We start from the raw sequence: 24,198 nt of genomic DNA on the forward strand, positions 1-24,198 counted from the left end.
TCACCTGCACTTGGCGGTGTGTTGGGCAACCCCGCCGGGGGTCACCGCGTCGACTATTTCCGGAATCAGCGGTGTCAGGCCCGGCACGATCGACAGGGTCACATCGCAGACGTAGGCGTCGATGTAGCCGCCTGCCTGCGATATTCGGGCCAGCCCTTTCAGGACGAAGGGCAGGTTGTAGCCGAGGTACTCGAACTTGGCCTTGTTGTCCAGGAAGTGCTGCGCGAATCCTGGTTCCCGATTGAGGAATTCGACGAGGGTGGGCTGGTCGGCGGCCATGATCTGCGAGGCCCGGCCGACCACTGTCGCGATCTGGTCCACGGAATCGAACAGCGCTTGCCGATTCTGTTGCAGGCCTGCGAAAACGGCTCGCATCTGATCGATCACCGTGGTCAGATTGCCGCTCTGCTGGGCGAGATTGCCCACGATGGTGGCGAGGTTCGAGATGACCTGGCCGAGTACCTCGTCCGGCCCGGCGAACGATTCCGCCAGCCGGGTCGTCTCCGCGATCAGCGTGGTGACCGAACCGTTGTCGCCCTGCAGTGCCTTGATCAGGGCGCCGGTGATGTTGTCGACCGCGGTCCGGTCCAGCGTGCCGAACAGGGGCTCGAAACCGTTGAGCAGTTTGGAGATATCGAATGACGGCTCGGTGTGGTCGACGGGAATTTCGGCATCGGGTTTCAGCACGGTGGGGTCGCCGTGGTTTCCCATGGCCACACCGAGATAGCGCTGACCGATCAGGTTCTGATACGTCACCGATACGGTGGTGTTCCCGGTGAGCACCTGATCGCTGTGGATGCGGAAACCCACGCGCGCGAGCGTGCCCGCCAACTCGACCGATTCGACGCGGCCGACCCGCACCCCGGCCATCCGGACGTCATCGCCGACGCGCAGTCCGGATACGTTGGTGAAAAGTGCTGAGTACCTGGTGGTCCGGCCGCTGATACCGCGCTCGAGGGTGACTGCGACCGACCAGCTGAGTAGCGCCGAACTGATGAGAAAGGCGATCAGCACGACCAGCGATCCTCGGTAGCTCATCGGGTGCCTCCGTTCGGGTCCGGCGTAATCGTGACGGTGGCGCCGCGGGCCAGCGGGCCGAACAGGATGTCCGCGGCGGCATTGGGTTCGCCGCCGAGGATGCCCGCGATCCGCTGCTGTTCTGCGGCGCTGCCGACCGGCCCGATATCGGCGCTCAGCAGGGAGTTCGGTGGCTGGAAGCGGCGCGGATCGAAGCCGGGCGGCAGGCCCTCGGCGGGGGCGGGGGTCGCCGGACCGCTCGCGCAGTTGGGACCGGCCAGCTCGCCGTACCGGGGGCAGTCCGCCGAGGTGTACTGCCGGTTGGGTGTCAGCTGCAGGATGACCCGCGCGTTGAGCCGTTGGGTCTGCGGATTCCACAGCTCGTCGAAGCGGCCGGTCATGCGCGTGAGCGAAACGCTGATCTGGGTAAACTTGCTCGCGCCGTCACCGATCGCGCCTAGGGCCGGTGACATGTGCGTGGTGATATCGATGATCTTGTCGGTGTTGTTGTCGAGTGCGGTGCCGACGGTGCCGAACGTGTGCAGGCCGCCGGACAGCAGCGCGGTGAGTTTCGCCCGCTGCTCCGCCAGCGTCCGCAGCGGCACTATCGCGTGGTGCAGGGCGTCGAGCAGATCCGGTGCCGCCGACTGGAGTTCACGCATCGCGGCCGAGAGCGAGTCGATGGTGGACGGGGCCGCCTGCACCGAGACGACCTTGTCCAGTTCGACGACGATATCGCGCAGCCGGGTCGCCGCATTCTCGATACCGGCGCCGCGCCCTTCGGTGGCTTCGGCGAGGGTCGCCAACATGCCCACCGCGCTGTCGGATTCCGCCCGACCGACCGCGGCGATGATCCGCCGCAGTTGATCGAGCGAGGTCTGCAGGCGCACGGTCGCCAGGCTGTGGTCCTGGCTGATTCGAGCGCCCGTGGTCAGCGATGGCGCCGCACCGTTGTAGACCAGTTGTACCGAGGGCACGGCGAATACGTTGCTCGGCACCACCCGAGCGGTCACCGTGCCCGGAATCGCCGGCGCGAAATGGGGATCCAACTCGATACGAACCTCGTTCATGCCGGTTTCGGCGGCGGGTGTCACCGCCGTCACCAACCCGACGCGAACCCCTTGGAACTTCACATCCGACTTGGTGGGCAGTCCATCGCCCACATTGGCCATGACGGCGGTCACCGGCACGGTCTTGCGGAGTGCCCCTCGGGAATTCGCGACCATCACGGTGGCGGCGGCCGCGATGACGACGACGCAACAGATGCCGGTCACCAGGAGGCGCACCGAGGAGGGACCTCGGCCGTCGGGTTCGAACATGATCGACACGAAAGCCCACTCACGCTCGCGGCGCGGATTCGTCTCGGGGCGTGAATCGGATATGTAGATCGGTGAGCCCGCGCAGGATGTATGTGGGCTCGTAGCGGTAGCGGCGGTCGTCCGCGGGACCGTGCTCGTCCGCATCGATCGTGATGTCGAGCATCCGGTCGAGGATGCGTTCGAGCGATACCCGACCCTCCACCCGCGCCAGCGGACCTCCGGGGCAGGAGTGCACACCGCGGCCGAAGGCCATGTGCTCCCGGAAGTTAGCGCGGTCCATGCGGAATTCGTGCGGGTTTTCGAACCGGCCCGGGTCGCGGTTGGCCGCGCCGGGGCAGACCATGAGCGTGGATCCGGCCGGTACCGCCACCCCGCCGACCTCGGTGGCCCGGCGGGCGAGCCGGAAGCCGCTCTTGACCGGCGCGTGCATGCGCAGCGTCTCCTCGATGAATACCGGGATGCGGCTGCGATCGGCGCGCAGCGTTCGTTGCAGCTCCGGGTCGTCACCGAGTACGCGCACGGCGGCGGCGAGCAGCTTGGCGGTCGTTTCCTGCCCCGCGCCGAATACGAAGGTCGCCGAACGGACCACATCGATGACCTCGGGGGTCGACCCATCCGGATACTTCGCCAGCGCCAGCGAGGTCAGCACATCGTCGCGCGGCTCGCGCCGCCGATCGGTGATGTAAGCGCTGAACTTCTCGTCGAGCCACTCCAAGGGATTTATGCCGACCGATACCTTGTCCAGGGCCCCGACCTGGGTGCCCGGTCGGTCGGCGCCGAGCACGACGCGGAACTCCTGGTGGTCCTGCTCCGGAACGCCGAGCAGGTCGGCGATCACCAAGAGCGAGAACGGTTTCGCGTACTCGGCGACGAATTCGGAGCGGCCGTTTTCCAGGAATTCGTCGAGCTGGCGGTCGGCCAGCCGCCACATGAACTCCTCGTTCTCCTTCAGCCGCGCCGGTGTCAACAGCCGGTTGAGCACCGATCGGGCATAGGTGTGCTGCGGCGGGTCCATCGTGACCATGTGTTCGTACATGGGCAGCTGGGTGCGGTGTTGTTCGATCTGCGCGCTGATGTCCTCGCCCTCGGGCTCGAACGGCAGCGGGGGGAACGGGCCGCCTACCGCGATGCACGAGGAGAACGTCTCGGCGTCGCGCATTACCTGGGCGACCTCTTCGTATCCGGTCACCGCGAGGACGTTGTAGTGCGGCTCCCGCGTCACCGGGCACTTGGCGCGCAGGTGATCGAAGTACGGATAGGGATCGGGCACGAGTGCCGGATCGGTGAAGTAGTCGATGGTGTCGAAATCGGTCATCGTCGGCTCCTGGGTCGCGAAATCACGGGTACTGCACGGTGATCGAGGTGGTCTGGGGAACGGCCTGGCAGGTGAGGATGTAGCCGGCGGCGACGTCGTCGTCGGTCAGCGCGTCGTTCACCTTCATCACGACTCGCCCGTCGACGAGGGTGGCCATACAGGTGCCGCAGTTGCCTGCCTCGCAGGAAAACGGTGGTGTCAACCCGGCCCGGCGCGCGGTTTCGAGCACGGTATCCCCGGCTCGGCCGGGCTGTGACGTCGTGGCGCCGTCCAAGTGAATTGTCACAATTCCATTTGCCACCGCATCGGGTGTCAGCCCGGGTTCGGCAGGCGCGGGAGTATGCGGGATCAACATCGATCGCGAAATCACTTTCGTGGGATCTTGGTGGCAGCACAATGCGGAGAAAAGCTGCTCGATATCGAATCCGAGTTTCCGATCCGATTCGCTACGCCGATGATTGTGCGCGTGGTCACAGATTCGGTCAATAGGTGCGAGCAAATATCTTCCGCGGCTGCCGATTCGTATTTCGGGCATGCGGGGTCGCACCCTCACGGCTAGATAATCGAAGGGTGCATCGAATTCGGGCGCCGATAATTTCGGTCACCCGTTCACGATAATTTCTATTTCTGTTCGGTGATCGGATTTCCGATCAGAAATACCACCCCCCGTTGCCGTCGGGTCGCGTTGTCGCGGCGATCCGGCGGACGGTGGGGCGGTGGTCGGGACCTGCTAGCCCGCGTTCGGGCGATGTGCGGCGCCATCCTGCGCCGTCGCCGATGCGTCCGTGTTCCGGTCGTATATGAACGGCGCGGCGACCTCCGGGCCCAGCACCAACGGCTCCGGCTGGTCGGTGGCGCTGCGCCGCTCGCGTACGGCCCGGTCCTGGGCCTGGTTGTCCGCGGTGAGCCGCCGCACGGTGCGCTCGAGTATCGGCAGGATCTCGTCGACATCGAGCGTCTTGTCCGCGACCCGCCCGATCAGGGCGTAGACCATGTTGGGCAGTATGAGTGTCATGTCCTCGATGTAATCGGGATCGGCACCTTCGAAGATCTGCGCGGCTACCGGAAGCACGGTGGCGAACCCGTCGATGCTGAGGCGTGCGCCGCCCGGGGCCGAGCTGGCCCGGTAGAACGCTTCGAGCATGGTGGGGTTGCGCTCCCACGGTTGGAATACATGTCGCAGAATCCGTATCACGCCGTCGCCGATCGATTCCTCGGGTGTGGGCGGGGCGATATCGGGATAGGTGTTGGTGGCCATCCACTCGTGGACCGCGGCGATGATCAATGCGTCCCGAGTGGGGAACAGCTTGTACACAGTCGCGAGCGACACGTGTGCGCGTCGCGCCACCTCGCGCAGTTGGACGGCGTCGTAGCCGTCGGTCTGCAACAGTGCGAGCACGGTCTTGATGATCTTCTTCGACGGAATCCGAGCTGCTGTCCGACTCACGCGAGAACTGTAACACGGTTACTATGGTAACCGTGTTACTGACTCGATGGAACGCTTTCGAGATCGAATCTCGAGGTATTCGGTCGCCCTCGACCCGGCCCGGTGGTGGGATGGATCGGTTGGTCGGTGGCGTGCAGCGGTCGGGTCGAGCCGCCGCACCGGACCGCGACGATCTCGGCTCCGATGGCGACGGCGGCCTCGGCTGCGGTCCGCCCACCCAGATCCAGTCCGATCGGGGAATGCAGGCGAGCCAGCTCGGTATCGGTGACCCCGGCCGCGCGCAGCCGGGTCCGGCGGTCGGCGTCGGCGCGCCGCGAACCCATGGCGCCCACGTAGGCGATCGGCAGTCGCAGCGCGATCTCCAGCAGTGGGATATCGAATTTCGGGTCGTGGGTGAGGACGCAGACCACGGTTCTGGCGTCGGTCGGAGTGTCCGCGAGGTATCGGTGCGGCCAGCGGACGACGATCTCGTCGGCATCCGGAAAACGATCGCGGGTCGCGAACACCGCACGTGCATCACACAGTGTGACGCGGTAGCCGAGCAGGCTACCCACCTGGCATACCGCGGCGGCGAAATCGGTTGCCCCACAGACGATCATCCGTGGTGGTGGCGCGAAGGACTCGACGAATATCGTCGATTCCCCTGTGTCGCAGCCGATCCTGCGTACGCCGGTGGCGCCGATGTCCAACATGGCGCGGACCTCGGCGACGGCGGCGTCGTCCAAGAACGCTCCGACCGTCCGGTGCGGATCGACCGCGGTCATCGCCCCGCTGTCGAGATCGCGGACCAGCGCGACCGAGCTCGGTGGTCGCAGTGCCGCCTCGACGATCGGCTGGTCGACCCGGCTTACCCGATGGACGAAAACATCGATGGTGCCGCCGCAGGTCAGGCCGATCGCGAAGGTGTCGGAGTCGGAGTATCCGAAACTCGCTCGCATCGGTGTGCCCGATCGCAGGACCTGTCGACACAGGTCGTACGCGGCGGCCTCGACGCAGCCGCCCGAGATGCTGCCGACGACGGTTCCGGCGGCATCGACGGCGAGGGTGGCGCCGGCCGGTCGGGGCGCGCTGCCGGTCACCTCGACGATGGTCGCGACCGCGTATGGCGTATCGGTCGCATGCCAGCGCAGTAATGACGCGGTGAGTTCCCGCATGCTCGACCCTCTCGACGACATCGGCGCGGCGGTAGGTGCCTCGGAAGAATCATAAGTGTCCAACATAAGATCATGATTCTCAGTTCAGACATATTACACTCTTGACACCGTTATAGGCGCGGTGCTAGACAATTCCTCAGCGGCGATGAGTGGCTCCGAGGGTGCCGGATCGCGTTGATCACGAACGGAATGCTATGCCCTTTTTCCCTGCTCCCAGATTTTCATCCCCGTAGTGCATATTTCTTCCGGAGGAGCGTTTCCGAACACCCTTACCCGATGGTGGCGGAAACGCTTCACACAATGAATGGGAGGGCGGCCTGATGACAGATATCGGGCTTCGTCGGGTGACGGAAGCTCCGTCGGCCGGATTCGTCGGCACCCGGGTGCCCAGGGTCGAAGACCTCCGATTGGTGACCGGTGCGGGCAGCTTTGTCGACGATGTGCATCGGCCAGGCATGCTGCACGCCTGCTTCGTCCGAAGTCCGATTCCGCGTGGTCGCATCGTCGGCATCGATGCCGCGGCGGCCTTGGCGCTCGACGGAGTGTATGCCGTGTTCACGGCGGCCGACCTGAATCCCGGCGTGCACCAGTTGTCGTACTCGCTGGACGCTCCCGGTCTGCCGTCGGTGTCGCGGCCGCCGCTGGCCGAGGACGAGGTGCGTTTCGTCGGTGATCCGGTCGCGCTCGTGGTCGCCATCGATCGGTATGTGGCCGAGGACGGGGTCGAATTGGTGGTCGTCGACTACGAACCGCTCGAGCCGGTCGTCGATTACCGCACGGCGCACGAAACCACCGAACTGGTGCATGCGGATTGTCCGGGCAATCTGGCCGGTGCGCTGAGCGGGCGGCCCGTGGCGGAGCTGGACCCGATCTTCGATTCGGCGGCATATGTGGTGCGGCAGCAGATCTTTCAGCAGGCGTACGCGCCGGTGCCGATGGAGACGCGCGGCCTGATCGCGGAATGGTCGGCGCCGAGCGGGGAGCTGACGGTCTGGGCATCCACCCAGGTACCGCATGAGATCCGCGGCTTCTGCGCGCGGCTGCTCGGCATCGACGAACACTGCGTACGGGTCATCATGCGCGATACCGGCGGCGGCTTCGGGCTCAAGGCCGCGCCGTTGCGTGAGGAGGCCTGCGTCACGCTGGCCGCCCGGAAACTGCCGGTGGCGCTGAAATGGATCGAGGATCGGCAGGAAAATCTGATGGCGGGCGGGATGGCCCGGCACGAACACGGTGACGTGCGCATGGCCTTCGACGCCGACGGCGCCATCCTTGCCGCCGCCATCGACTATGTGCAGAATGTCGGTGCCTATCCGACCCCATCGCCGCTGACGGCTGCCATCCCGGTCGGGATGCTGTTCCCGGGACCGTACCGGGTGCCGGCCGCGACCTTCGATGTGCGGCTCATGTATTCGAACACCGTGGGACGTGTCGCCTATCGCGGTCCCTGGCAGTTCGAGTCGGTGGCCCGTGAGGTGCTGCTGGACACCGCGGCGCGCCGGATGGGGATGGATCCGGTGGCGCTGCGACGACGAAATATCTTGCGACGGGACGAGTTTCCGACGTTCAATCCCAACGGCATGCCGTACTCGGATGTGTCACCCTCGGAGACCTTCGAGCAGGCACTCACCATGCTCGACTATGACGCCTTCCGCGACCAGCAGCGGCGCGCACGAGTGGACGGACGCTATCTCGGGGTCGGCACCTGTACCTACCTCGAGCCGACCACCGGCGGCACGCCGCTGCACAGCACCGAAGGCGCGACCATTCGGATCGAACCCTCCGGGAAGGTCAATGTGTATGTGTCGGGTGGATCGTCGGGAAACAGCCTGGAGACCACCGTCGTTCAACTGACCGCCGATGCGCTCGGTGTCGACATCGCCGATGTCCACACCATTCAGGGCGATACCGCACTGACTCCGTTCGGCGGCGGCACCGGCGGCAGCCGGTCGGGTTCCATGCTGGCGGGCGCGATCGCGGAGACGGCCGCGGTACTGCGCGAGCGGATAGTGGCGATCGCCGCGCACAAACTCGGTGCGGCCGTCGATGACGTGGAGTTGACGCGCGGTCGGGCGCGGGTCCGTGGCGTACCCGATGCGGCGATCACGCTGGCCGAGATCGCGGATATCGCCTATTTCAACGGATATGACCTCCCGCCGGGCGTGCCCGCGGGCCTGGAGGCCAGCGGCCGTTATCGGACGCCGCACATGATGATCTGGGCCAACGCGACCCATGTGTGCACGTGCGAGGTCGATATCCGAACGGGGGCGGTGACACTGCTGCGCTACATCGTCAGCGAGGACTGCGGGCCGATGATCAATCCGGATGTGGTGGAGGGCCAGATCTTCGGCGGCACGGTACAGGGCATCGGCGGCGCGCTCTACGAGCACATGGCCTACGACGACAGCGGGAATCCGGTCGCCACAACCTTTATGGACTACCTGCTGCCCACCGCGACCGAGGTGCCGACCATCGAGGTCGGACATGTCGAGACACCGAGTCCCGGCCCCGGCGGGTTCAAGGGGGTCGGCGAGGGCGGCGCCATCGGGTCCGCGCCCGCGGTGATCAATGCCGTGATCGATGCCCTCGCACCGTTCGGCGTGGAGGCACGCCAGCTGCCGCTGTCGCCTGCGGCGATCGTGGCACTGGTGGACCAGGCGCGCACCGGTCTAGCCGGGGCGGTGTCGGCGTGAAACCCGCACCGTTCGAATATCACGCACCGGCCTCCACCGAGGCGGCCGTCGAGCTGCTCGCCGAGCTCGGTGACGAAGCGAAGGTCATCGCTGGTGGGCAGAGTCTGATGCCGATGCTGGCGCTGCGGTTGGCGGTTCCCGAGCATCTGGTCGACCTGCGCCGCGTCGAGCGACTGTGCGGTATCGAGTCGCGGGTCGATTCGGTGTGGGTCGGGGCGGGAACAACGCACACCACGGTCGGCCGGTCGGCGGAGATCAACCGTGCGGTGCCGCTGCTGGCTCGGGCCACCCCGCTGATCGGTCATGCCCAGATCCGCAACCGCGGCACCCTAGGCGGCTCGGTCGCCCATGCCGATGCCGCGGCCGAATACCCCGCGGTGGCACTGGTGCTGAACGCGCAATTGGAGACGCTGTCGCCGCGCGGGCGTCGCACCCTGTCCGCATCGGATTTCTTCACCGGCATGTGGAGCACCGAACTGGCCGCCGACGAACTGCTGACCGGGATCGTCTTTCCGGCGCGGCGTGGCCGATGTGGTTTCGCGATCGAGGAATTCGCCCGCCGCAGTGGCGATTTCGCGTTGGCGGGCGCTGTCGTGGCCGTCGGTCTCGACGCCGACTCCCACATAGACCGGTGCGGTATCGGTCTTTTCGGACTCGGACCCACCCCGATCCGCTCCACCGACCTCGAGGCAGAACTGATCGGCCGCAACAGCGCCGAGGTCGACCTCCACGAGGTCGGCCGTGCGGCGACGGAACCGTTGGATGCGGTGCCGTCCGATCTGCACGGCACGGCCGACTACCGCAAACGAGTCGGGGCCGTGATGGTGGCGCGCGCTTGGCGCCGCGCCGTTGAGGAGGCGACTAATGACTGACGTCGACATCGAGGTGCGGGTCAACGGGCGGGCCCGCCGCCATCGGGTGCCACCCCGGTTGACGCTGGCCGACTACCTGCGCGAAGTATGCGGGCTGACCGGAACCCACCTGGGCTGCGAGCACGGCGTGTGCGGTGCGTGCACGGTATTGCTGGACGGGCAGGCGGTGCGCGGCTGTCTGGTACTGGCCGTGCAGGCCGACGGTGCGGATGTCACGACCGTGGAGGGGATCGCATCGCCGGACGGCCGCCTATCTGCGGTGCAGGCCGCTTTCCGTGACTGTCATGGACTTCAATGCGGTTTCTGCACTCCGGGTTTCATCACCAGTGTGACCGCGTTCCTGCGGGACACTCCGGATCCATCCGATGCGGAGATCCGAGAAGCCCTGTCCGGCAATCTATGTCGCTGCACCGGCTATCAGGGAATTGTGAAAGCGGTTCGCGCGGCGGCGGAATCGATCGCGAAGGAGTCCGCATGAAGCTGGAGAACAGCTTCAGTATCCCCGTCCCGGCCGCACAAGCCTGGCGGGTGCTGCTCGACCTCGAGCGGATCGCGCCCTGCGTCCCTGGAGCCACCATCACCGGGCGCGACGGCGACGACTACCGCGGCAAGATCAAGGTCAAACTCGGTCCGGTGACACTGTCCTATACGGGCACCATCAAGATCGCCGCGCAGGACGAGGCGGCCGGGATCGCGGTGCTCGAGGGCGGCGGGCGGGAGGCGCGCGGTAATGGCACCGCGAAGGCGACGATCACCTGCCGACTCGTCGAATCCGCTGGCGTGACAGATGTTTTCGTCGACACCGACCTGGCGGTCACGGGCAAACCGGCCCAGTTCGGCCGAGGTGCGCTCGCCGAGGTCGCCGGCACGCTTATCGGCACATTCGCCACCAACCTCGCGGCCGAGATCACCGCCGGCGCGCACACCGAGCCCGAATCCGCGTCCGCCGATGGGGAAGTCGAGCACACGTCGAGCGCCGAGTACGCCGCGGTCACCGAGCCGCGCAGGTCCGCCGCACCGATCGACCTGCTCGCGGCCAGCGGTATGAGCGGTGCGGCGCGCTACGGCGCGATCGCCGTCGCCGCTGTGCTGCTGACAGTTCTGCTGTTGCTTCGCCGTCGGCACCGGGTCGGCGGCGGCCACGAATCCAGGGAGTGAGTGATACCGATGACCGGACGGGTAGCGGGCAAGGTCGCCTTCATCACGGGGGCCGCGCGCGGCCAAGGGCGCAGCCATGCCGTGAAATTGGCACAGGAGGGCGCCGACATCATCGCTGTCGATGTCTGTAAACAGCTCGACGGTGTCACCATTCCGATGTCGACACCGGACGACCTGGCCGAAACGGTCGCGCTGGTCCAGGCGACGGGCCGGCGCATCATCGCCGTCGAGGCCGATGTGCGCGATCTGGACACCATGCAGGCCGTGGTCGACGACGGCGTCAAGCAATTCGGTCGCCTCGACATCGTGGTGGCCAATGCCGGGTTGGCCAGCGATGGCGCCGCGATGGACAAGATGAGCGAACAGACCTGGCGCGACATGATCGATGTCAATATGACCGGTGTCTGGATGACCACCCGGGTTTCGGTGCCGCATATCGTCGCGGGCGGTCGTGGCGGGTCGATCGTGCTCACCAGCTCGATCGGCGGCCTGCGCGCCGTCCCGAATATCGGCCACTACGCCACCGCCAAGCACGGTGTCATCGGCATTATGCGCTCGTTGGCAATGGAGGTGGGAGATAAGAGCATTCGCGTCAACGCGATCTGTCCCACGAATGTGTCGACGCCGATGCTGCTGAACGAGCCCACCTTCCGGATGTTCCGGCCGGATCTGGAGAATCCGACCGTCGACGACTTCATCCCCGTCGCGAAGATGTTCCACGTACTGCCGATCGCCTGGGTGGAGCCGGAAGATATCAGCAACGCGGTGCTATTCCTGGCCTCCGACGAGTCCCGCTATATCACCGGTGTGGCATTGCCGGTCGACGGCGGCATGATGCTCAAGTAGGGCGGGCAGTCCATGGACTCCACCGCGACACGGTTGTCCGTCCTGCAGCGGTGGGCGCTGCTGCTGTCGTGTGCCGCGGTGGCGCTGGTCGTCGCATCGATGGCCGCGCTCTATACCGCATTACCCGAGATCGCCGCGGCCACCGGTGCCACCCAGCAGCAGCTGACCTGGATCGTGGACGGCTACACCCTGGCGTTGGCTTGTCTGGTGTTGCCTGGCGGCGCATTGGGGGACCGGTACGGACGCCGCAGGACGCTGCTCATCGGTCTGGGGATCTTCGCGCTGTTCTCCGCCGTGCCCCTGGTGCTCGACGGTCCGATATGGCTGATCGCCGCTCGTTCCGTTGCGGGTGTCGGCGCCGCCCTGGTGATGCCGTCGACGCTGTCGCTGCTCACCGCCGGATTGCCGGAGCACAGGCGCGGCGTCGCCGTCGGCATGTGGGCCGGTGCGGTGGGCATGGGCGCCGTGGGCGGGATCCTCGGTTCCGGCCTGCTATTGCAGTTCTGGTCCTGGCTTTCGATCATGACGGCGATGAGCGTGTGCAGCGCGCTGCTGGCCGCCACGGGATGCGTTATCCCCGAATCGATCGCGTCGTCGCGGCCCGGTTTCGACCCGTGGGGAACGGTGACCTCCGCGATCGGCGTCGGCATGATCGTGGCGGCGGCGACCGAGACGCCGCGGCTCGGCTGGTCACATCCGCTGGTGGTCGGCGCCGCAATCGGTGGAGTCGTGGCGGTCGGGGCATTCGTGCTGATCGAATCGCGGGTGGCGCATCCGCTGCTCGACATCCGGTTGTTCGCCGACCGTCGATTCGGCACCGGCACCGCCTCCGTCGCGATTCAGTTCCTGGTTTCGTTCGGCATGTTCATGCTCGTCGTTCAGTTCCTGCAATTGATTCTCGGCTACCGTCCGCTGATTTCGGCGCTGGCCATGGCGCCGATGACGATCCCCTTCGTGACCATCTCGCCGATCTCACCGTGGCTCGCCGAGCGAATCGGATTGCGGCTGCAGACCTTTTGCGGCCTCGCATTGCTGGGCATCGGGCTCCTGGCGGTCGCTCGTTTGTCGGTCGATGGCACCTATGTCGATGTCGTATGGCCGCTGCTGATCGTCAGCTTCGGCATCAGTCTGTCGGCGGCGCCCGCCACGACCGCGATCATGGCGGGCGTACCTGCCGACCAGCACGGCGTGGCGGCGGCCGTGAACGACGTGGCGCGCGAGGTCGGCGCCGCGATCGGAATAGCCTTGGCCGGTAGCGTTCTCGCGGCGGGCTACAGCCACCGGGTCGCTGCGATCCTGCCGATGCTCCCGGAACAGTTACGTGGTCCGGTCTCGGGCTCACTGGTCGGCGCACTGACTGTGGCCGAGCATTTGGGGCCGCAAGCCCAACCGCTCGCCGACGCCGCCAAGGTCGCATTCGTCCACGGTGTCCGCCAAGCGGCGGCCATTCTCGGCGCTCTGACCTTGGCCTCCGCGCTCGCCATCAGTGCATTGGCACCAGGGCGGCGCCGGGGCCGGACACCGCACGCTGCCGCACCGAGTCCAACCCGGGTGGCCGAGCCGGACTAGCCGGATAACCGGCTCGACGCCGCGACCAGGGCAGGTTATCGGCGGTCAGAATCGGGATCCTCTCAGCTTTCGCGCGGCACGGCCGATATACGCCGTCCGTCGCGGGTGTTCACGAAGACGCTCGGATCGTCATCGGCGCGCGCTCGAATGACGGCGAAGACGAGACCGTCATCGGTGACGGATGCGACGGCTTCGTCGAGTCCGGAGGCCACCGAGACCGACACCGCGTCATAGGCGGCGAGACCGGTCACGGCTAACCAGCCTTCGCCGCCCGCACTGTGGAACCTGATTCGCAAACGTTGGAGCGGCATGTGATCCGGGGAGCGGTCGCTACGCGGCCCGGCCGGTCGCGGCGCACCGAACGTGGTGCCCTCCACGAACCATTCGCCGTCACGCGGATCGGCGAACACGATCCAACGGCCCTGCACGCCGTCGATGAGGACGGCGGCGACATCGTCCCTGATGACGGCAGTGACCGGGCTCAGGTCCCGGTCATGGCCCGCGAGGGCGCGGGTTGCCACTGCGACCGCTGGGTGTTGCTCGAGAGCCGTCATTCGGCTACGCCCTTTTCGTTGTTGTCAACAGATTGCCGCGATGGTGCTGCTGTTGTCGGGTTCGCGGTCCCAGTTGCCATTAAACGCGTTCACGATCGCCTCGGTGTGGAACTGGTAGAGGATCCCGGCCGAGGAGCATGATGCCGAGTACAGCGTTTCGACGTCGGGGTCGGTGGTGTTGTCGTTGCGTTCGGAGTGAACATATTGCTTGCCGTCCTTCGGGTCGTAGCGCCACAGCTTCGTGGTCACGTTGCGCAACGCGGGCTTTCCGGTGCAGTGCACCTTGAACCCGAAGTTGATTGGGGCGATCGAGTTGTGGTCGGTTTTCCATGGCTCGATCGCGTGGATGAAACACGTGATGTTGTCAGCCGACGCGGTACCAGCGCCACCCCCGACGAGCGTTGAGCCGATGCCGAATCCGGTAAGGAGCGCCACCCTGATCAGGTTCCTCATCACTTCCCCTATCTATCTACTTACCGCTGTCTGCGGAGGTCAGAAATCGCTGTCGGCCGGTCGGATTCCTCTGCCTCGACCCGCGCCCGGATGGCGTCCACGGTCCGGTCTTTCGGGATGCGCTCGGGCCACACGATCACCGCAACCAGGACCCCCAGCGGCAGGCCGATTGCCAGCATCAGCCCGAGCATGATCGACTCGTCGTCGATCATCGAACCTCGTTGTCTCGCAAGGAGATCAGCGGTATGTCGATCACTGGAGGCATGGATAGGAGGCCCTGGCGGACTTCGGTCAGTAGGTCTTCGTCGATCGGTGCGAACGTCGCAGCGGCGATCGCGGCCTCGGCGTCGGCGTGGAGTTCGGCGAATTCTTCGGGATCGACCAGCCACCCGTCTTCGCCCACCAGGTCCCATGATCCGTCGTCGTGCTGGAGGTAGCGCGGGCTGCCCTCCGGGGCAAGCGCCAGTTTTCGAGCGTCTTCGTCGTCGCGTCGTACGGGAAGGTTCATTTCCCGCCCCTTCAGTCGTCCGGTTGGTGAGCACCCGCCGCCGGGGACTGCCGCCCACTCGGGCCATCCCATGCGGGCGAGTGGTTCACCGGATGAAGGGGGCGGTGTGGCGTCGACCCGACGGCGGGGCCACGAAAGACGCTATGGCGCAGGCAAACAGCGGCGATACAGAATTGCGGCAGATTGCGCGGCAAATCTCTGCAATCGCCAGGGTGACTAGGGAGAATTGCGAATGCACACACGTGGAGTTGCGCGAACAAGGAGTAGGCGATGACCAACGAACTGCGATTGCTCGGGTCGGGATCGAAAGATGGAGGTTGCCCGGCGTTGTATGCGCTCGGCCCAGACGCTTTGATCGTCCAAGGGCTTCACACCCGCGACGGTCACGCCGTCCTCGTGCCCCATACCTTGCTCGACTGGGCTGAGCCCGGAGCCGCATTGCGTGTCGAAACCACCGACACCCCCGGCCTGCTGCTCATCGCCGGAACCCCTGTGCCCGACAGCATCCGTGCGAAGCTCACCCTGGATCCCGACGAGACCGCTGTGGAGGTTCCGCGATGCGCGCAGTGAGCGGCGAACTTGCTGGCGAAGGTATCTACGCCGAGTACTTTCGGGCGGCGAAGGTCTCTGCCGTGCATGTTGAGGTGCAGGACTCTTACCAGGTGCCGGACGAGTACGAACCGCTGGTGCGGTGGCGTGAGTCCCGCGAGATCGTCGAGACCGACGGCGGTCGCCAGTGGTGCGCCCTGGTCGCCGAAACGGTTGCGCGCGGGGTGACCGTGGCGCGGGTGCGAGTGGTGTCGGTGCCGCACAGCGAGTACACGGCGTGGCTGCTCGATGCGTGCGCGCCGAATGCCGCAGCGGGTGAGGAAATCCGGTGGCTTCCTCGGCATCTCGCGAACGGCCACATCCCGCAGGACGACTACTGGCTATTCGATGACGAACGAGTCGCGTTCAACACGGTCGACGAAACAGGCGACGCGGTCGGGCTCGCCATCACCACGGATCCGGGCATCGTCGCGGTAGCCGGTGCCGGGTGGCGGCGGCTGTGGGAGCAGGGGATCGACCACGCCGCCTACCGGTCGGAATACGCGGCACAGTGAGCAACGGCGTCGGGCAGGCACGGGCGGCTCTGGGGGCTCGCTTGCGCGAGCTTCGCAGGGACGCCCGCCTCTCCGGCAAGCAACTCGCCGAAGCGTGCGGGTGGCATCCCGCGAAGGTGTCCCGCATCGAACTCGGCAAGCAGCAACCCAGCGAAGACGACCTACTCGCCTGGTGCCGCGCCACCGATTCCCCTCTCGTCTACGACGACCTGGTCGCCACTCTCCGCAACCTGCAATCCATGTACCTCGAGTGGCGGCGCGTCGTCGCGTCCGGCCGCGCCCACCGACAGCGGCAATCCCTCGAGATCGAGGGTCGTGCCCAATACATCAGGTGGTTCGAATCGTGGGTTGTGCCCGGACTGCTCCAGACACCGGAGTATGCGGCGGCGATGCTCACGACCTGCCGCGCGCTCGTCCCCGGTGGGCGCGACGACATCGCTGAAGCGGTCGCCGTACGGATGTCCCGACAGCGTGTGCTGCGCACAGGTCGACGCCGATTCTCGTTCGTCATCGGCGAGGCTGCCTTGCATCAGACGGTTGGATCGTCGGAGATCATGGTCGAGCAGCGTCGCGCACTGATCGAGCACGCAGCGAATCCGCGGATCGACTTGGGGATCGTCCCGGCTACTGTCGATGCGTCGGTCGGCTCGCACGGGTTCGCGATCTTCGACGCCGAGCGTGTGATGGTCGAGACCATTTCAGCGGAGCTGACGATCACTCGCCCGTCGGAAATCGCGATCTACGCAGATGCTTTCGCGATCATGCACGGTTTGGCCCGGCATGGTGCGGGGGCTGTGGATTTGATTGCGCGGATCGGCGTCTGAGAGCTGTCCGCGTCGTGTTGTCGTGTTGTCGCGTCCTTTGGGCGAGGGGCCGCCGGCGGTGCGGGGGAGGCACGCCGGGGCCGTCGAGTCGGTGTAGCAGTGCCGTTCGGCCACCGACGCGCCGCAGCGAAATGGCCGCCGACCCACGAACTTCGGCGCCTTGCTCTCACATCCGATCGATGTCGGTGGCGCGCAGGCGAATTCCGCGCAGTCGGCCGAATGGTACGAAGCCGATCTGCCAGGGGCCGGTCAGGAAGTTGAGCAGATTCGGAATCCGCCGCCGCTCGTCCGGACAACCCACCCGATGATGGGCGCGTGATATGTGTCGACGAATTCGGGCTCCTGAACCCTGCAGCCGCAGCCCGGTCGGGGCTGGCAGCGTTGTCGTAAGCTGAAGCGGCTAGGCGCGACCAACCGTCGCACCCGGGTCGTACGCTACCTGCTCGGCGCCCTGGATCAGGCGACCAGCCACATCTGATCAGAACACCGAACCCAAACGCGACTTCGCCGTAGACTCCGAAATCCGACTGCCGAATTACCTACCGTGCGTTGCTTGACGCGGCACTAGGACAACGAATCTGCGAAAGCCCGAGCGTCAATGGCTTCCAGGGTGGCGATCTCGGCATCGTCAATTGCCATCAGGGCATAGTCTATCGAAGCCGAGGCATAGCCCTCGGCGTCATCGGCTCGGCGATTTGCGACCTTCAGGTCGTGCGCGTCTTTCTTGGTCGCAATAGTGTTCTTGATTTTCTCGACCCGCTTGTTGTGCTCCACCTGGAGTGTTTCCCAGTCGGAAGCTGCGGCGGCCTTCCTGGCTGCGACATTCGCCTTGAATTTATCCTGCCTGACTTTTGCTTCCGCTTTGGCGGAGTTGATAGCGGCATCCACTTTCTTCCCAGTTTCTTTCTGGGCCGCCGTTATCTCCTGCTCCGCGTGCTCCGCGTGGTTCTTAAGTTCTTGGACCTTTTCCGAAATCTTCGTCATGATTCTCTCCTTTCATTTCCTGATATATCCACAAAATGTAATTATAATTATAGCTCGTGGTGCACGAGGGCGACAAGGTGAAGCGAATGTGTATCTCGATTCCTGAATGCTGCCGGACAGCGGAAAGGAAGATTGTAATTGGTGACGGTCCGGCCGACGTGGCGGGCGTATTTCGTTGCGGCACACTGCGTTTATGGCGCAGCCGACCTATGGGGCGACTCGCCGAGTTGGTGGTTGCCCAGGCCGCGGCGATAGCCGCGTTGACGGCCTGGATCATTGAGCGGGGCACGCGTATCGCGGGGCTGGAACGCCGCCTAGTCGTCGGCCCGAATACCGGGCGCCGCTATTTCCCCGGACCCGCGAACGAGAAGACGAGTCGGGATCACCTCGTGCCGGGGTGCGGAGATGTCGCCGTCGAGGCGAGTGAACAGGATTTCGGCGGCGGTGCGGCCGATGCTCGATGGGTCCTGGGTGACCGCGGTCAGGGCAGGGGAGAGGAGTTCGGCCAGCGGGAGGTCGTCGAAGCCGACGAGCGCGATTTCGGTTTGCAGGCCGCGCTTTTGGATGGCGCGCAGCGCGCCGACGGTGACCAGGTTCTGCGCGCTGAACAATGCGGTCGGGCGATCGGGGCGAGCCAGCACGGCGTCCGCGGCGGCCTCGGCTACTTCCGGTGAGTGCAGGTCGGCGCAGATCAGGGTGGGGTCGAACGGGATTCCCGTGCGGGCCAGCCCCTCGACGTAGCCCGCGTAGCGTTCGGCGGCGGTCCAGATCGTCTGCAGGTCACCGAGATACGCGATCCGCCGGTGCCCGTGGGCGGCCAGATGCTCGATCGCGCGACGCGCGCCGTCATGGTTGTCGACGGTGACACTGTCGATTTCGGCGGTGGCCGGCGCGCGGTCCACGAAAACGATGGGCGTGCCGCGCCTTTGCTCGTGCAGCAGCGCGCCGTGGTCGGCGCCCACCGGCATCACGATCAGTCCGTCCACGCGCCGGGACAGCAGGGCGTCGAGGACTTCGCGCTGCCGGTCGGGATCCTCGTCGCTGCTGACCGCGAACACCAAAGTGCCACGGCCGTGCGCGAAATCCTCGACCGCGCGATGCAGCGCCGACGCGTAGGGGTTGGCGACATCCATCAGGACGAGGCCGATCGCGGCCGTCTTCTGGCCGTGGCCGCGTAGCGTGCTGGCGGCGAGATTGTGCCGATAGTCGAGCATCGCGGCGGCATCGGTCACCCGTGCGGCCAGTTCCGGCGAAACGCCGCCCTCGCCGCGCACCACCCGCGACACTGTTTTGATACTGACCCCCGCCAGCGCGGCGACCTCGCGCATGGTGGCGGCCCGGCGCGGCAACCGGTCTGACAACGCTGACATCGCCACCTTCTCCTGTGTGTCGCGGAACGCTGCTGTTCTCCGCCAACATCTTAAAAGACTCCCCTAGACGTGAGCTCGATCACGTTCTATCGTCATGACAACGTTGTCATCTCAGTACCGCAGGAGCACATCGATGTCCTCTCGTGCCGTCCGCCTCGCCGCCGCCTGTCTGGCCGTCAGCGCCCTCGCCCTCTCTGTCACCGCCTGCGGCAAGGACTCCAGTTCCGGGCAGATCACGGTCGGCCTGATCACCAAGACCGACACCAACCCCTTCTTCGTCAAAATGAAGGAGGGCGCCCAGAAGGAGGCCGACGCCGCGGGTGTCAAACTGCTGACCGCCGCCGGCAAATTCGACGGCGACAATGCCAGCCAGGTGACGGCGATCGAGAACATGGTCAACGCCGGCGCCAAGGGCATTCTGATCACCGCCAGCGACACCAAGGCGATCGTGCCGGCCGTCGAGAAGGCGCGCGCCAAGGGGGTGCAGGTGATCGCGTTGGACACCCCGACCGACCCGCAGAGCGCCGTCGACGCCCTGTTCGCAACCAACAACTTCACCGCGGGGCAGCTGATCGGCAAGTACGCAAAGGCCGTCGAGGGCGACAAGCCGGTGAAGATCGCCATGATCGACCTCAACCCAGGGGTCACTGTCGGTGTGTTGCGGCACAACGGTTTCCTGTCCGGCTACGGCGCCGCCCAAGCCACCCAGGACACGACCCAGGACGTCACCGCGCCGAATGTGGTGTGCGCGCAACCCGCCCAGGGCGACCAGGCCAAGGCGCAGACCGCCATGGAAACCTGCCTGCAGAAGGATCCCGACATCAACCTCGTCTACACCATCAACGAGCCGTCCGCGCTGGGTGCGTACACCGCGCTGAAGACCGCGGGCAAGGAGAACAACGCCCTGATCGTGTCGGTGGACGGCGGCTGCAGCGGTGTGCAGGCGGTCAAGGACGGCAAGATCGCGGCGACCTCACAGCAGTACCCGCTGAAGATGGCCAGCGAGGGTGTCAAGGCGGTCGTCGATTACGCCAAAAACGGCAAGAAGGTCAGCGGCTACACCGATACCGGCGTCACGCTGATCACCGCGAAACCGCAAGCGGGCGTGGACTCCAAGGATGTGCAGTACGGCCTGGACAACTGCTGGGGGTGAGTGCCGCGGCGCCGAACCCGTGCCGAGATGACGAGTCGCGCCTTGTCGCCCCGGCACAACGACCGAGCGCTGGCGTCCCGGCATGACGAGGGGCGGGACGCCAGCGCGCAGCACGTCCCAGCTGCGGGCGTCACCCGGCACGGCGGAGGCACCGTCATCCCCACCACGCCATCGGCCGGGGTCACCTCTCCGCCGTCGTAACCGCAAGGAGCAGCAAGGATTCACATGAGCACCGCCACCAGCTCGCAGGCACCGCCGCAGCCGAAACCGTCGGCCCTCACCCGCCTGCTCGCCGTCCCCAACTTCGGGCCGATCGCGGCGATCGTCATCGCCGTCGTCTTCTTCGCCTCCCAGTCCGATCGATTCCTCACCGGCGGCAACTTCTCGCTGATCGTGCAGCAGGTGATGGTGGTCGGCACGCTGGCCATCGGCCAGACGCTGATCATCCTCACCGCGGGCATCGACCTGTCCAACGGCGCGGTGATGGCGCTGGGCAATATCGCCATCACCAAATTGGCCGTCGACTCCGGGCTGCCGCCACTGGTGGCGATCGTGCTCGGGCTCGCGCTCACGGCCGGATTCGGTTTGCTCAACGGCTCTTTGGTGAGTCTGGTGAAGCTGCCGCCGTTCATCGTGACCCTCGGCACCTACGGCATCGCGTTCGCCCTCACGCACATCTACTCCGGCGAGCAGACGATTTCCGGTCTGCCCCACACGCTCACCTACTTCGACAAGACGTTCCCGCTGGGCGACACCGACATCACCTACGGTTCCGTGGCGATGCTGGTGCTGTTCGCCGTCGCCTGGTACGTGCTGCGCCAGACCGCGGCGGGGCGGCACGTCTACGCCGTCGGTAACAATCCGGAGGCGGCACGGCTGAGCGGAATCGACACGCGGCGAGTGCTGCTGGGCGTATATACCGCGGCGGGGCTGATCTACGGCCTCGCGGCGCTGCTGCTGGTGGCGCGTACCGGTGTCGGCGACCCGAACGCGGGGCAGACCGACAACCTCGACTCGATCACCGCGGTTGTGTTGGGCGGCACCAGCCTGTTCGGCGGGCGCGGTAGCGTCATCGGCACACTGCTCGGCGCGCTGATCGTCGGCATCATCCGAAACGGGCTGCAGCTCATGGGAGTTCCGTCGATCTATCAGACCCTGATCACCGGCATCCTGGTGATCGCGGCGGTGGCCGTGGACCAGTTCAACCGCGGGAGGCAGAAGTGAGTGAACAGCAGGCTCCGGTGTTGCGGGCGAAGGGATTGGTGAAGCGCTACGGCCATGTCACCGCCCTCGACGGGGCGGATTTCGACCTGTATCCGAACGAGATTCTCGCGGTGATAGGCGACAACGGCGCCGGGAAGTCCACCCTGATCAAGGCGCTGTCGGGTGCGCTGATCCCGGACGAGGGCGAGATCTACCTCGACGGCAAGCGGGTGCGTTTCCGGCGGCCCATCGATGCTCGCCGTGCCGGCATCGAAACCGTCTACCAGGATCTGGCGGTCGCGCCCGCGCTCGACATCGCCGACAATCTGTTCCTGGGCCGGGAAGTGCGCCGCCGCGGCATCCTCGGATCGGTGTTCCGGATGGTGGACAAGGACCGCATGGTGCGAGAATCCCAGCAGCACATGGCGAATCTGAAGATCGGCATCCGGTCCATGAAGCAGGCCGTGGAAACGCTGTCCGGTGGACAGCGGCAAGGCGTGGCGGTCGCGCGCAGTGCGGCGTTCGCCCGGCATGTCGTGATCATGGACGAGCCGACTGCGGCGCTGGGGGTCAAGGAGACCGGCATGGTGTTGGACCTGATTCACGAGGTCCGAGACCGCGGCCTGGCCGTGATCGTGATCAGCCACAATATGCCCAATGTGTTCGAGATCGCCGACCGCGTGCACATTCAGCGACTCGGCCGCCGGGTGGCGGTGATCGAACCACACGAATTCTCCATGTCCGATGCGGTCGCGATCATGACCGGGGCGATGGCCGGCACCGAGGTGGACACGCACCGTGTCCGCAGCTGAGCGGATCGTCGCGGTTGCCGGTGAGGCGCTCGTCGACCTGATGCCGACCGGGGTGCCGGGGCAGTTCCAAGCGGTGCCGGGCGGCAGTCCGGCCAATGTCGCGGTGGGTCTGGCGCGGTTGCGCACGCCGGTGCGTATGCTGGCTCGCCTCGGCACGGATCCGCTCGGCGGGCGGATTCGAGAATACCTGCGGGACAACGACATCAGACTCGATCATGTCGTGGCCGCGGCCGAACCGACCTCCCTGGCGGTGGTCGACGTGGATGCGATGGGTACGGCGCACTACGACTTCCGCATCGACGCCACCGCGGACTGGCAGTGGACCGACGCCGAATTGGCGCACGCCGTGGACGATGCGGTGGTAGCGCTGCACACGGGTTCGCTGGCAATGATGCTTCCGCCCGGTGCGGCGGCGCTGCTGCGCCTGGTGGAACGGGCCCGGCGGACGGCGACGATCTCCTACGATCCGAACTTCCGGCCGCGCTTGATGGCTCGAACTATCGCCCGCGAGCGTATCGAGGTGCTGCTGCAGCTCGCCGACGTGATCAAGGTCAGCGCCGAGGATCTCGGCTGGCTGTATCCGCACACCGCGCCGGAGGACATCCTGGTGGACTGGGCCGCGCGGGGACCCGCCCTGGTCGTCGTCACCCTCGGCCCCGACGGCTGCCTCGCCGCGACCGGCGCGGACCCGACGCCGATGTACCGGTCGGGCAAACAAGTTCCGGTAGTCGACACCGTTGGCGCCGGTGACGCCTTCGCGGCCGGGTTGCTGGCCGGCCTGTACCGGCGCGATCTGCTCGGTGCCGATCGGCGGAATGCCTTGCGCGACATCGCGAAATCGGAGCTGATCGATGTCCTCGATCACGCCACCACCGTCGCGGCGATGACCTGCGCACGTCGCGGGGCCGACCCGCCCACGGCGTCGGAGGTCTGCCGGAAGCCGGCCTGAGCTGCCCATGCCGGTCGAGCAGATCCGCGATTTCGCGCCGTTCGTCCGCGACCGCTGCGAAGACGTAGTCGGAATGCTCCGTGTTTCGGCGGTGTCGCATTGTTCCTCCTCGCGTACGGTGGCCACCGCCGACCTACCATGTGCTAATCAAGTGCTCAGCAAAGAATGCTGAGCCTATGGTCAGCATGCGCGGCCCGGCGTGGTCAACGGGTGCGGGCGAGGTCGACGTTACGGAGGTTATGGGATGACAGCGCCGAGGAGGATCGGTACGCCCGACGCGAAGAATCGCGCTGTATTGCTGGACGCGGCCGAGCAGTTGATGCTCGAAGAAGGTTATGCCGCAGTGAGTTCGCGCAGTGTGGCGCGCAAGGCCGGGCTGAAATACCAGCTCGTCTACTACTACTTCCGCACGATGGACGATCTGTTCCTCGCGGTTTTCCAGCGGCGGGCCGAAGAGGGATTGAAGCGCCAGGCGGCCGCCTTGCAGTCGCCGGATCCCTTGCGTGCGCTGTGGCAATTCAACCTGGAGGCGGCGGCCAGTGGCGCGCTGACGACGGAGTTCGTCGCGCTGGCCAATCATCGAAAAGTGGTGCGCACCGCGCTCGCCGACTATTCGAGGCGCTTTCGGGAGGCGGAGGTCGCGGCAATGGGGCAGTTGCTGGAGCGCTACGGGGTCGACACCGCCGAGTGGCCAGCCGCCGTAGTGGCATTCGTGATGGCGAGCGTGTCCAGGACCATGGTCCTCGAGAACGGGTTCGGGATGACGAGCGCGCATGCGGCGATGACCGAGTTCGTCGAACAGCAGCTGAGCCGCTTCGGGCCCCTGCCTGTCGAATCCGAGTAACCCCCGCTCAGTAATTGTCGATAGCGGCCCGGCTGTGTCGGATCCATGCCT

The 24,198-nt window shown here is 66.1% G+C and carries 27 protein-coding genes; 14 read left to right on the forward strand and 13 right to left on the reverse strand.

Translation table 11 applies throughout. The features are described 5' to 3' along the window. From AB0L58_RS15575 to AB0L58_RS15600, 6 genes are all read right to left on the reverse strand, one after another. The gene (locus AB0L58_RS15575; RefSeq protein WP_364386928.1) at positions 1-1,038 is read right to left on the reverse strand and encodes an MlaD family protein; all 1,038 of its coding nucleotides are present in this window, start codon (positions 1,036-1,038) and stop codon (positions 1-3) included. After that, a complete protein-coding gene (locus AB0L58_RS15580; protein WP_364386930.1) occupies positions 1,035-2,336 on the reverse strand; it encodes an MCE family protein in 1,302 nt (433 codons plus the stop codon). The genes AB0L58_RS15575 and AB0L58_RS15580 overlap by 4 nt, the downstream gene beginning before the upstream one ends. 19 nt (positions 2,337-2,355) lie before the next feature. After that, positions 2,356-3,651, reverse strand: coding sequence for a cytochrome P450 (locus AB0L58_RS15585; protein ID WP_364386932.1), 1,296 nt, complete (start codon positions 3,649-3,651; stop codon positions 2,356-2,358). A 22-nt stretch (positions 3,652-3,673) separates the two neighbouring features. Next, positions 3,674-4,006 (reverse strand): 2Fe-2S iron-sulfur cluster-binding protein, encoded by a 333-nt coding sequence (locus tag AB0L58_RS15590; RefSeq protein ID WP_364386934.1) that lies wholly within the window; start codon positions 4,004-4,006, stop codon positions 3,674-3,676. Between the two features lie 375 nt (positions 4,007-4,381). Then, complete coding sequence (locus AB0L58_RS15595) at positions 4,382-5,098, reverse strand: TetR family transcriptional regulator (protein ID WP_364386936.1); 717 nt, start codon at positions 5,096-5,098, stop codon at positions 4,382-4,384. Between the two features lie 35 nt (positions 5,099-5,133). Then, a complete protein-coding gene (locus tag AB0L58_RS15600) occupies positions 5,134-6,252 on the reverse strand; it encodes an XdhC family protein (RefSeq protein WP_364386938.1) in 1,119 nt (372 codons plus the stop codon). A gap of 320 nt (positions 6,253-6,572) precedes the next feature. Between AB0L58_RS15600 and AB0L58_RS15605 the strand changes: the two genes are divergently transcribed. Genes AB0L58_RS15605 through AB0L58_RS15630 form a run of 6 tightly spaced genes read left to right on the forward strand, consistent with a single transcriptional unit; the run spans position 6,573 to position 13,390 of the window. Continuing rightward, the gene (locus tag AB0L58_RS15605) at positions 6,573-8,945 is read left to right on the forward strand and encodes a xanthine dehydrogenase family protein molybdopterin-binding subunit (protein ID WP_364386940.1); all 2,373 of its coding nucleotides are present in this window, start codon (positions 6,573-6,575) and stop codon (positions 8,943-8,945) included. Further along, entirely contained in the window at positions 8,942-9,817 is an 876-nt protein-coding gene (locus AB0L58_RS15610; RefSeq protein ID WP_364386942.1) for a xanthine dehydrogenase family protein subunit M, read from the forward strand. Before AB0L58_RS15605 ends, AB0L58_RS15610 begins: the two co-directional genes overlap by 4 nt. Then, entirely contained in the window at positions 9,810-10,295 is a 486-nt protein-coding gene (locus AB0L58_RS15615; RefSeq protein WP_364386944.1) for a (2Fe-2S)-binding protein, read from the forward strand. The genes AB0L58_RS15610 and AB0L58_RS15615 overlap by 8 nt, the downstream gene beginning before the upstream one ends. Further along, entirely contained in the window at positions 10,292-10,975 is a 684-nt protein-coding gene (locus AB0L58_RS15620) for an SRPBCC family protein (RefSeq protein WP_364386946.1), read from the forward strand. Before AB0L58_RS15615 ends, AB0L58_RS15620 begins: the two co-directional genes overlap by 4 nt. Before the next feature lie 9 nt (positions 10,976-10,984). Then, the gene (locus AB0L58_RS15625; RefSeq protein ID WP_364386948.1) at positions 10,985-11,821 is read left to right on the forward strand and encodes a mycofactocin-coupled SDR family oxidoreductase; all 837 of its coding nucleotides are present in this window, start codon (positions 10,985-10,987) and stop codon (positions 11,819-11,821) included. A gap of 12 nt (positions 11,822-11,833) precedes the next feature. Further along, on the forward strand, positions 11,834-13,390 hold the full coding sequence (locus AB0L58_RS15630) for an MFS transporter (RefSeq protein WP_364386950.1): 1,557 nt from the start codon (positions 11,834-11,836) through the stop codon (positions 13,388-13,390). Positions 13,391-13,452: 62 nt separating this feature from the next. Here AB0L58_RS15630 and AB0L58_RS15635 read toward each other — a convergent pair whose 3' ends face one another. The 4 genes from AB0L58_RS15635 to AB0L58_RS15650 are packed head-to-tail and all read right to left on the reverse strand — an operon-like array spanning position 13,453 to position 14,905. Then, positions 13,453-13,944 carry a hypothetical protein gene (locus AB0L58_RS15635; RefSeq protein WP_364386952.1) on the reverse strand — a complete coding sequence of 164 codons (492 nt, stop codon included), beginning with the start codon at positions 13,942-13,944 and terminating at the stop codon, positions 13,453-13,455. A 24-nt stretch (positions 13,945-13,968) separates the two neighbouring features. Then, positions 13,969-14,397, reverse strand: coding sequence for a hypothetical protein (locus tag AB0L58_RS15640; protein ID WP_364386954.1), 429 nt, complete (start codon positions 14,395-14,397; stop codon positions 13,969-13,971). A gap of 20 nt (positions 14,398-14,417) precedes the next feature. Continuing rightward, positions 14,418-14,609 (reverse strand): hypothetical protein, encoded by a 192-nt coding sequence (locus AB0L58_RS15645; RefSeq protein WP_364386956.1) that lies wholly within the window; start codon positions 14,607-14,609, stop codon positions 14,418-14,420. Beyond that, positions 14,606-14,905 (reverse strand): hypothetical protein, encoded by a 300-nt coding sequence (locus tag AB0L58_RS15650; protein ID WP_364386958.1) that lies wholly within the window; start codon positions 14,903-14,905, stop codon positions 14,606-14,608. Before AB0L58_RS15650 ends, AB0L58_RS15645 begins: the two co-directional genes overlap by 4 nt. Before the next feature lie 270 nt (positions 14,906-15,175). Between AB0L58_RS15650 and AB0L58_RS15655 the strand changes: the two genes are divergently transcribed. The 3 genes from AB0L58_RS15655 to AB0L58_RS15665 are packed head-to-tail and all read left to right on the forward strand — an operon-like array spanning position 15,176 to position 16,832. Beyond that, positions 15,176-15,475, forward strand: coding sequence for a hypothetical protein (locus tag AB0L58_RS15655; RefSeq protein WP_364386960.1), 300 nt, complete (start codon positions 15,176-15,178; stop codon positions 15,473-15,475). Next, positions 15,463-16,008 carry a DUF6879 family protein gene (locus AB0L58_RS15660; RefSeq protein ID WP_364386962.1) on the forward strand — a complete coding sequence of 182 codons (546 nt, stop codon included), beginning with the start codon at positions 15,463-15,465 and terminating at the stop codon, positions 16,006-16,008. The genes AB0L58_RS15655 and AB0L58_RS15660 overlap by 13 nt, the downstream gene beginning before the upstream one ends. Beyond that, on the forward strand, positions 16,005-16,832 hold the full coding sequence (locus AB0L58_RS15665; protein ID WP_364386964.1) for a helix-turn-helix transcriptional regulator: 828 nt from the start codon (positions 16,005-16,007) through the stop codon (positions 16,830-16,832). Before AB0L58_RS15660 ends, AB0L58_RS15665 begins: the two co-directional genes overlap by 4 nt. 166 nt (positions 16,833-16,998) lie before the next feature. Here the strand turns inward: AB0L58_RS15665 and AB0L58_RS15670 are convergent, their stop codons facing one another. From AB0L58_RS15670 to AB0L58_RS15680, 3 genes are all read right to left on the reverse strand, one after another. Continuing rightward, positions 16,999-17,133 carry a hypothetical protein gene (locus AB0L58_RS15670; RefSeq protein ID WP_364386966.1) on the reverse strand — a complete coding sequence of 45 codons (135 nt, stop codon included), beginning with the start codon at positions 17,131-17,133 and terminating at the stop codon, positions 16,999-17,001. A 263-nt stretch (positions 17,134-17,396) separates the two neighbouring features. Further along, positions 17,397-17,816: a hypothetical protein gene (locus AB0L58_RS15675; protein WP_364386968.1), complete on the reverse strand. Its 420-nt coding sequence runs from the start codon at positions 17,814-17,816 to the stop codon at positions 17,397-17,399. Positions 17,817-18,130: 314 nt separating this feature from the next. Continuing rightward, positions 18,131-19,186, reverse strand: coding sequence for a LacI family DNA-binding transcriptional regulator (locus AB0L58_RS15680; protein WP_364386970.1), 1,056 nt, complete (start codon positions 19,184-19,186; stop codon positions 18,131-18,133). Between the two features lie 133 nt (positions 19,187-19,319). Between AB0L58_RS15680 and AB0L58_RS15685 the strand changes: the two genes are divergently transcribed. The 5 genes from AB0L58_RS15685 (at position 19,320) to AB0L58_RS15705 (ending at position 24,147) form a co-directional block, all read left to right on the forward strand. Further along, positions 19,320-20,339 (forward strand): sugar ABC transporter substrate-binding protein, encoded by a 1,020-nt coding sequence (locus AB0L58_RS15685; protein WP_364386972.1) that lies wholly within the window; start codon positions 19,320-19,322, stop codon positions 20,337-20,339. A gap of 225 nt (positions 20,340-20,564) precedes the next feature. After that, on the forward strand, positions 20,565-21,563 hold the full coding sequence (locus AB0L58_RS15690) for an ABC transporter permease (RefSeq protein WP_364386974.1): 999 nt from the start codon (positions 20,565-20,567) through the stop codon (positions 21,561-21,563). Then, positions 21,560-22,354, forward strand: coding sequence for an ATP-binding cassette domain-containing protein (locus AB0L58_RS15695; protein ID WP_364386976.1), 795 nt, complete (start codon positions 21,560-21,562; stop codon positions 22,352-22,354). Before AB0L58_RS15690 ends, AB0L58_RS15695 begins: the two co-directional genes overlap by 4 nt. Then, entirely contained in the window at positions 22,341-23,303 is a 963-nt protein-coding gene (locus tag AB0L58_RS15700) for a carbohydrate kinase (protein ID WP_364386978.1), read from the forward strand. Before AB0L58_RS15695 ends, AB0L58_RS15700 begins: the two co-directional genes overlap by 14 nt. A gap of 295 nt (positions 23,304-23,598) precedes the next feature. Then, a complete protein-coding gene (locus AB0L58_RS15705; protein WP_364386980.1) occupies positions 23,599-24,147 on the forward strand; it encodes a helix-turn-helix domain-containing protein in 549 nt (182 codons plus the stop codon). Positions 24,148-24,198: the final 51 nt, after the last annotated feature.

The organism is Nocardia sp. NPDC052112, from assembly GCF_040680135.1.
Lineage (GTDB): Bacteria > Actinomycetota > Actinomycetes > Mycobacteriales > Mycobacteriaceae > Nocardia.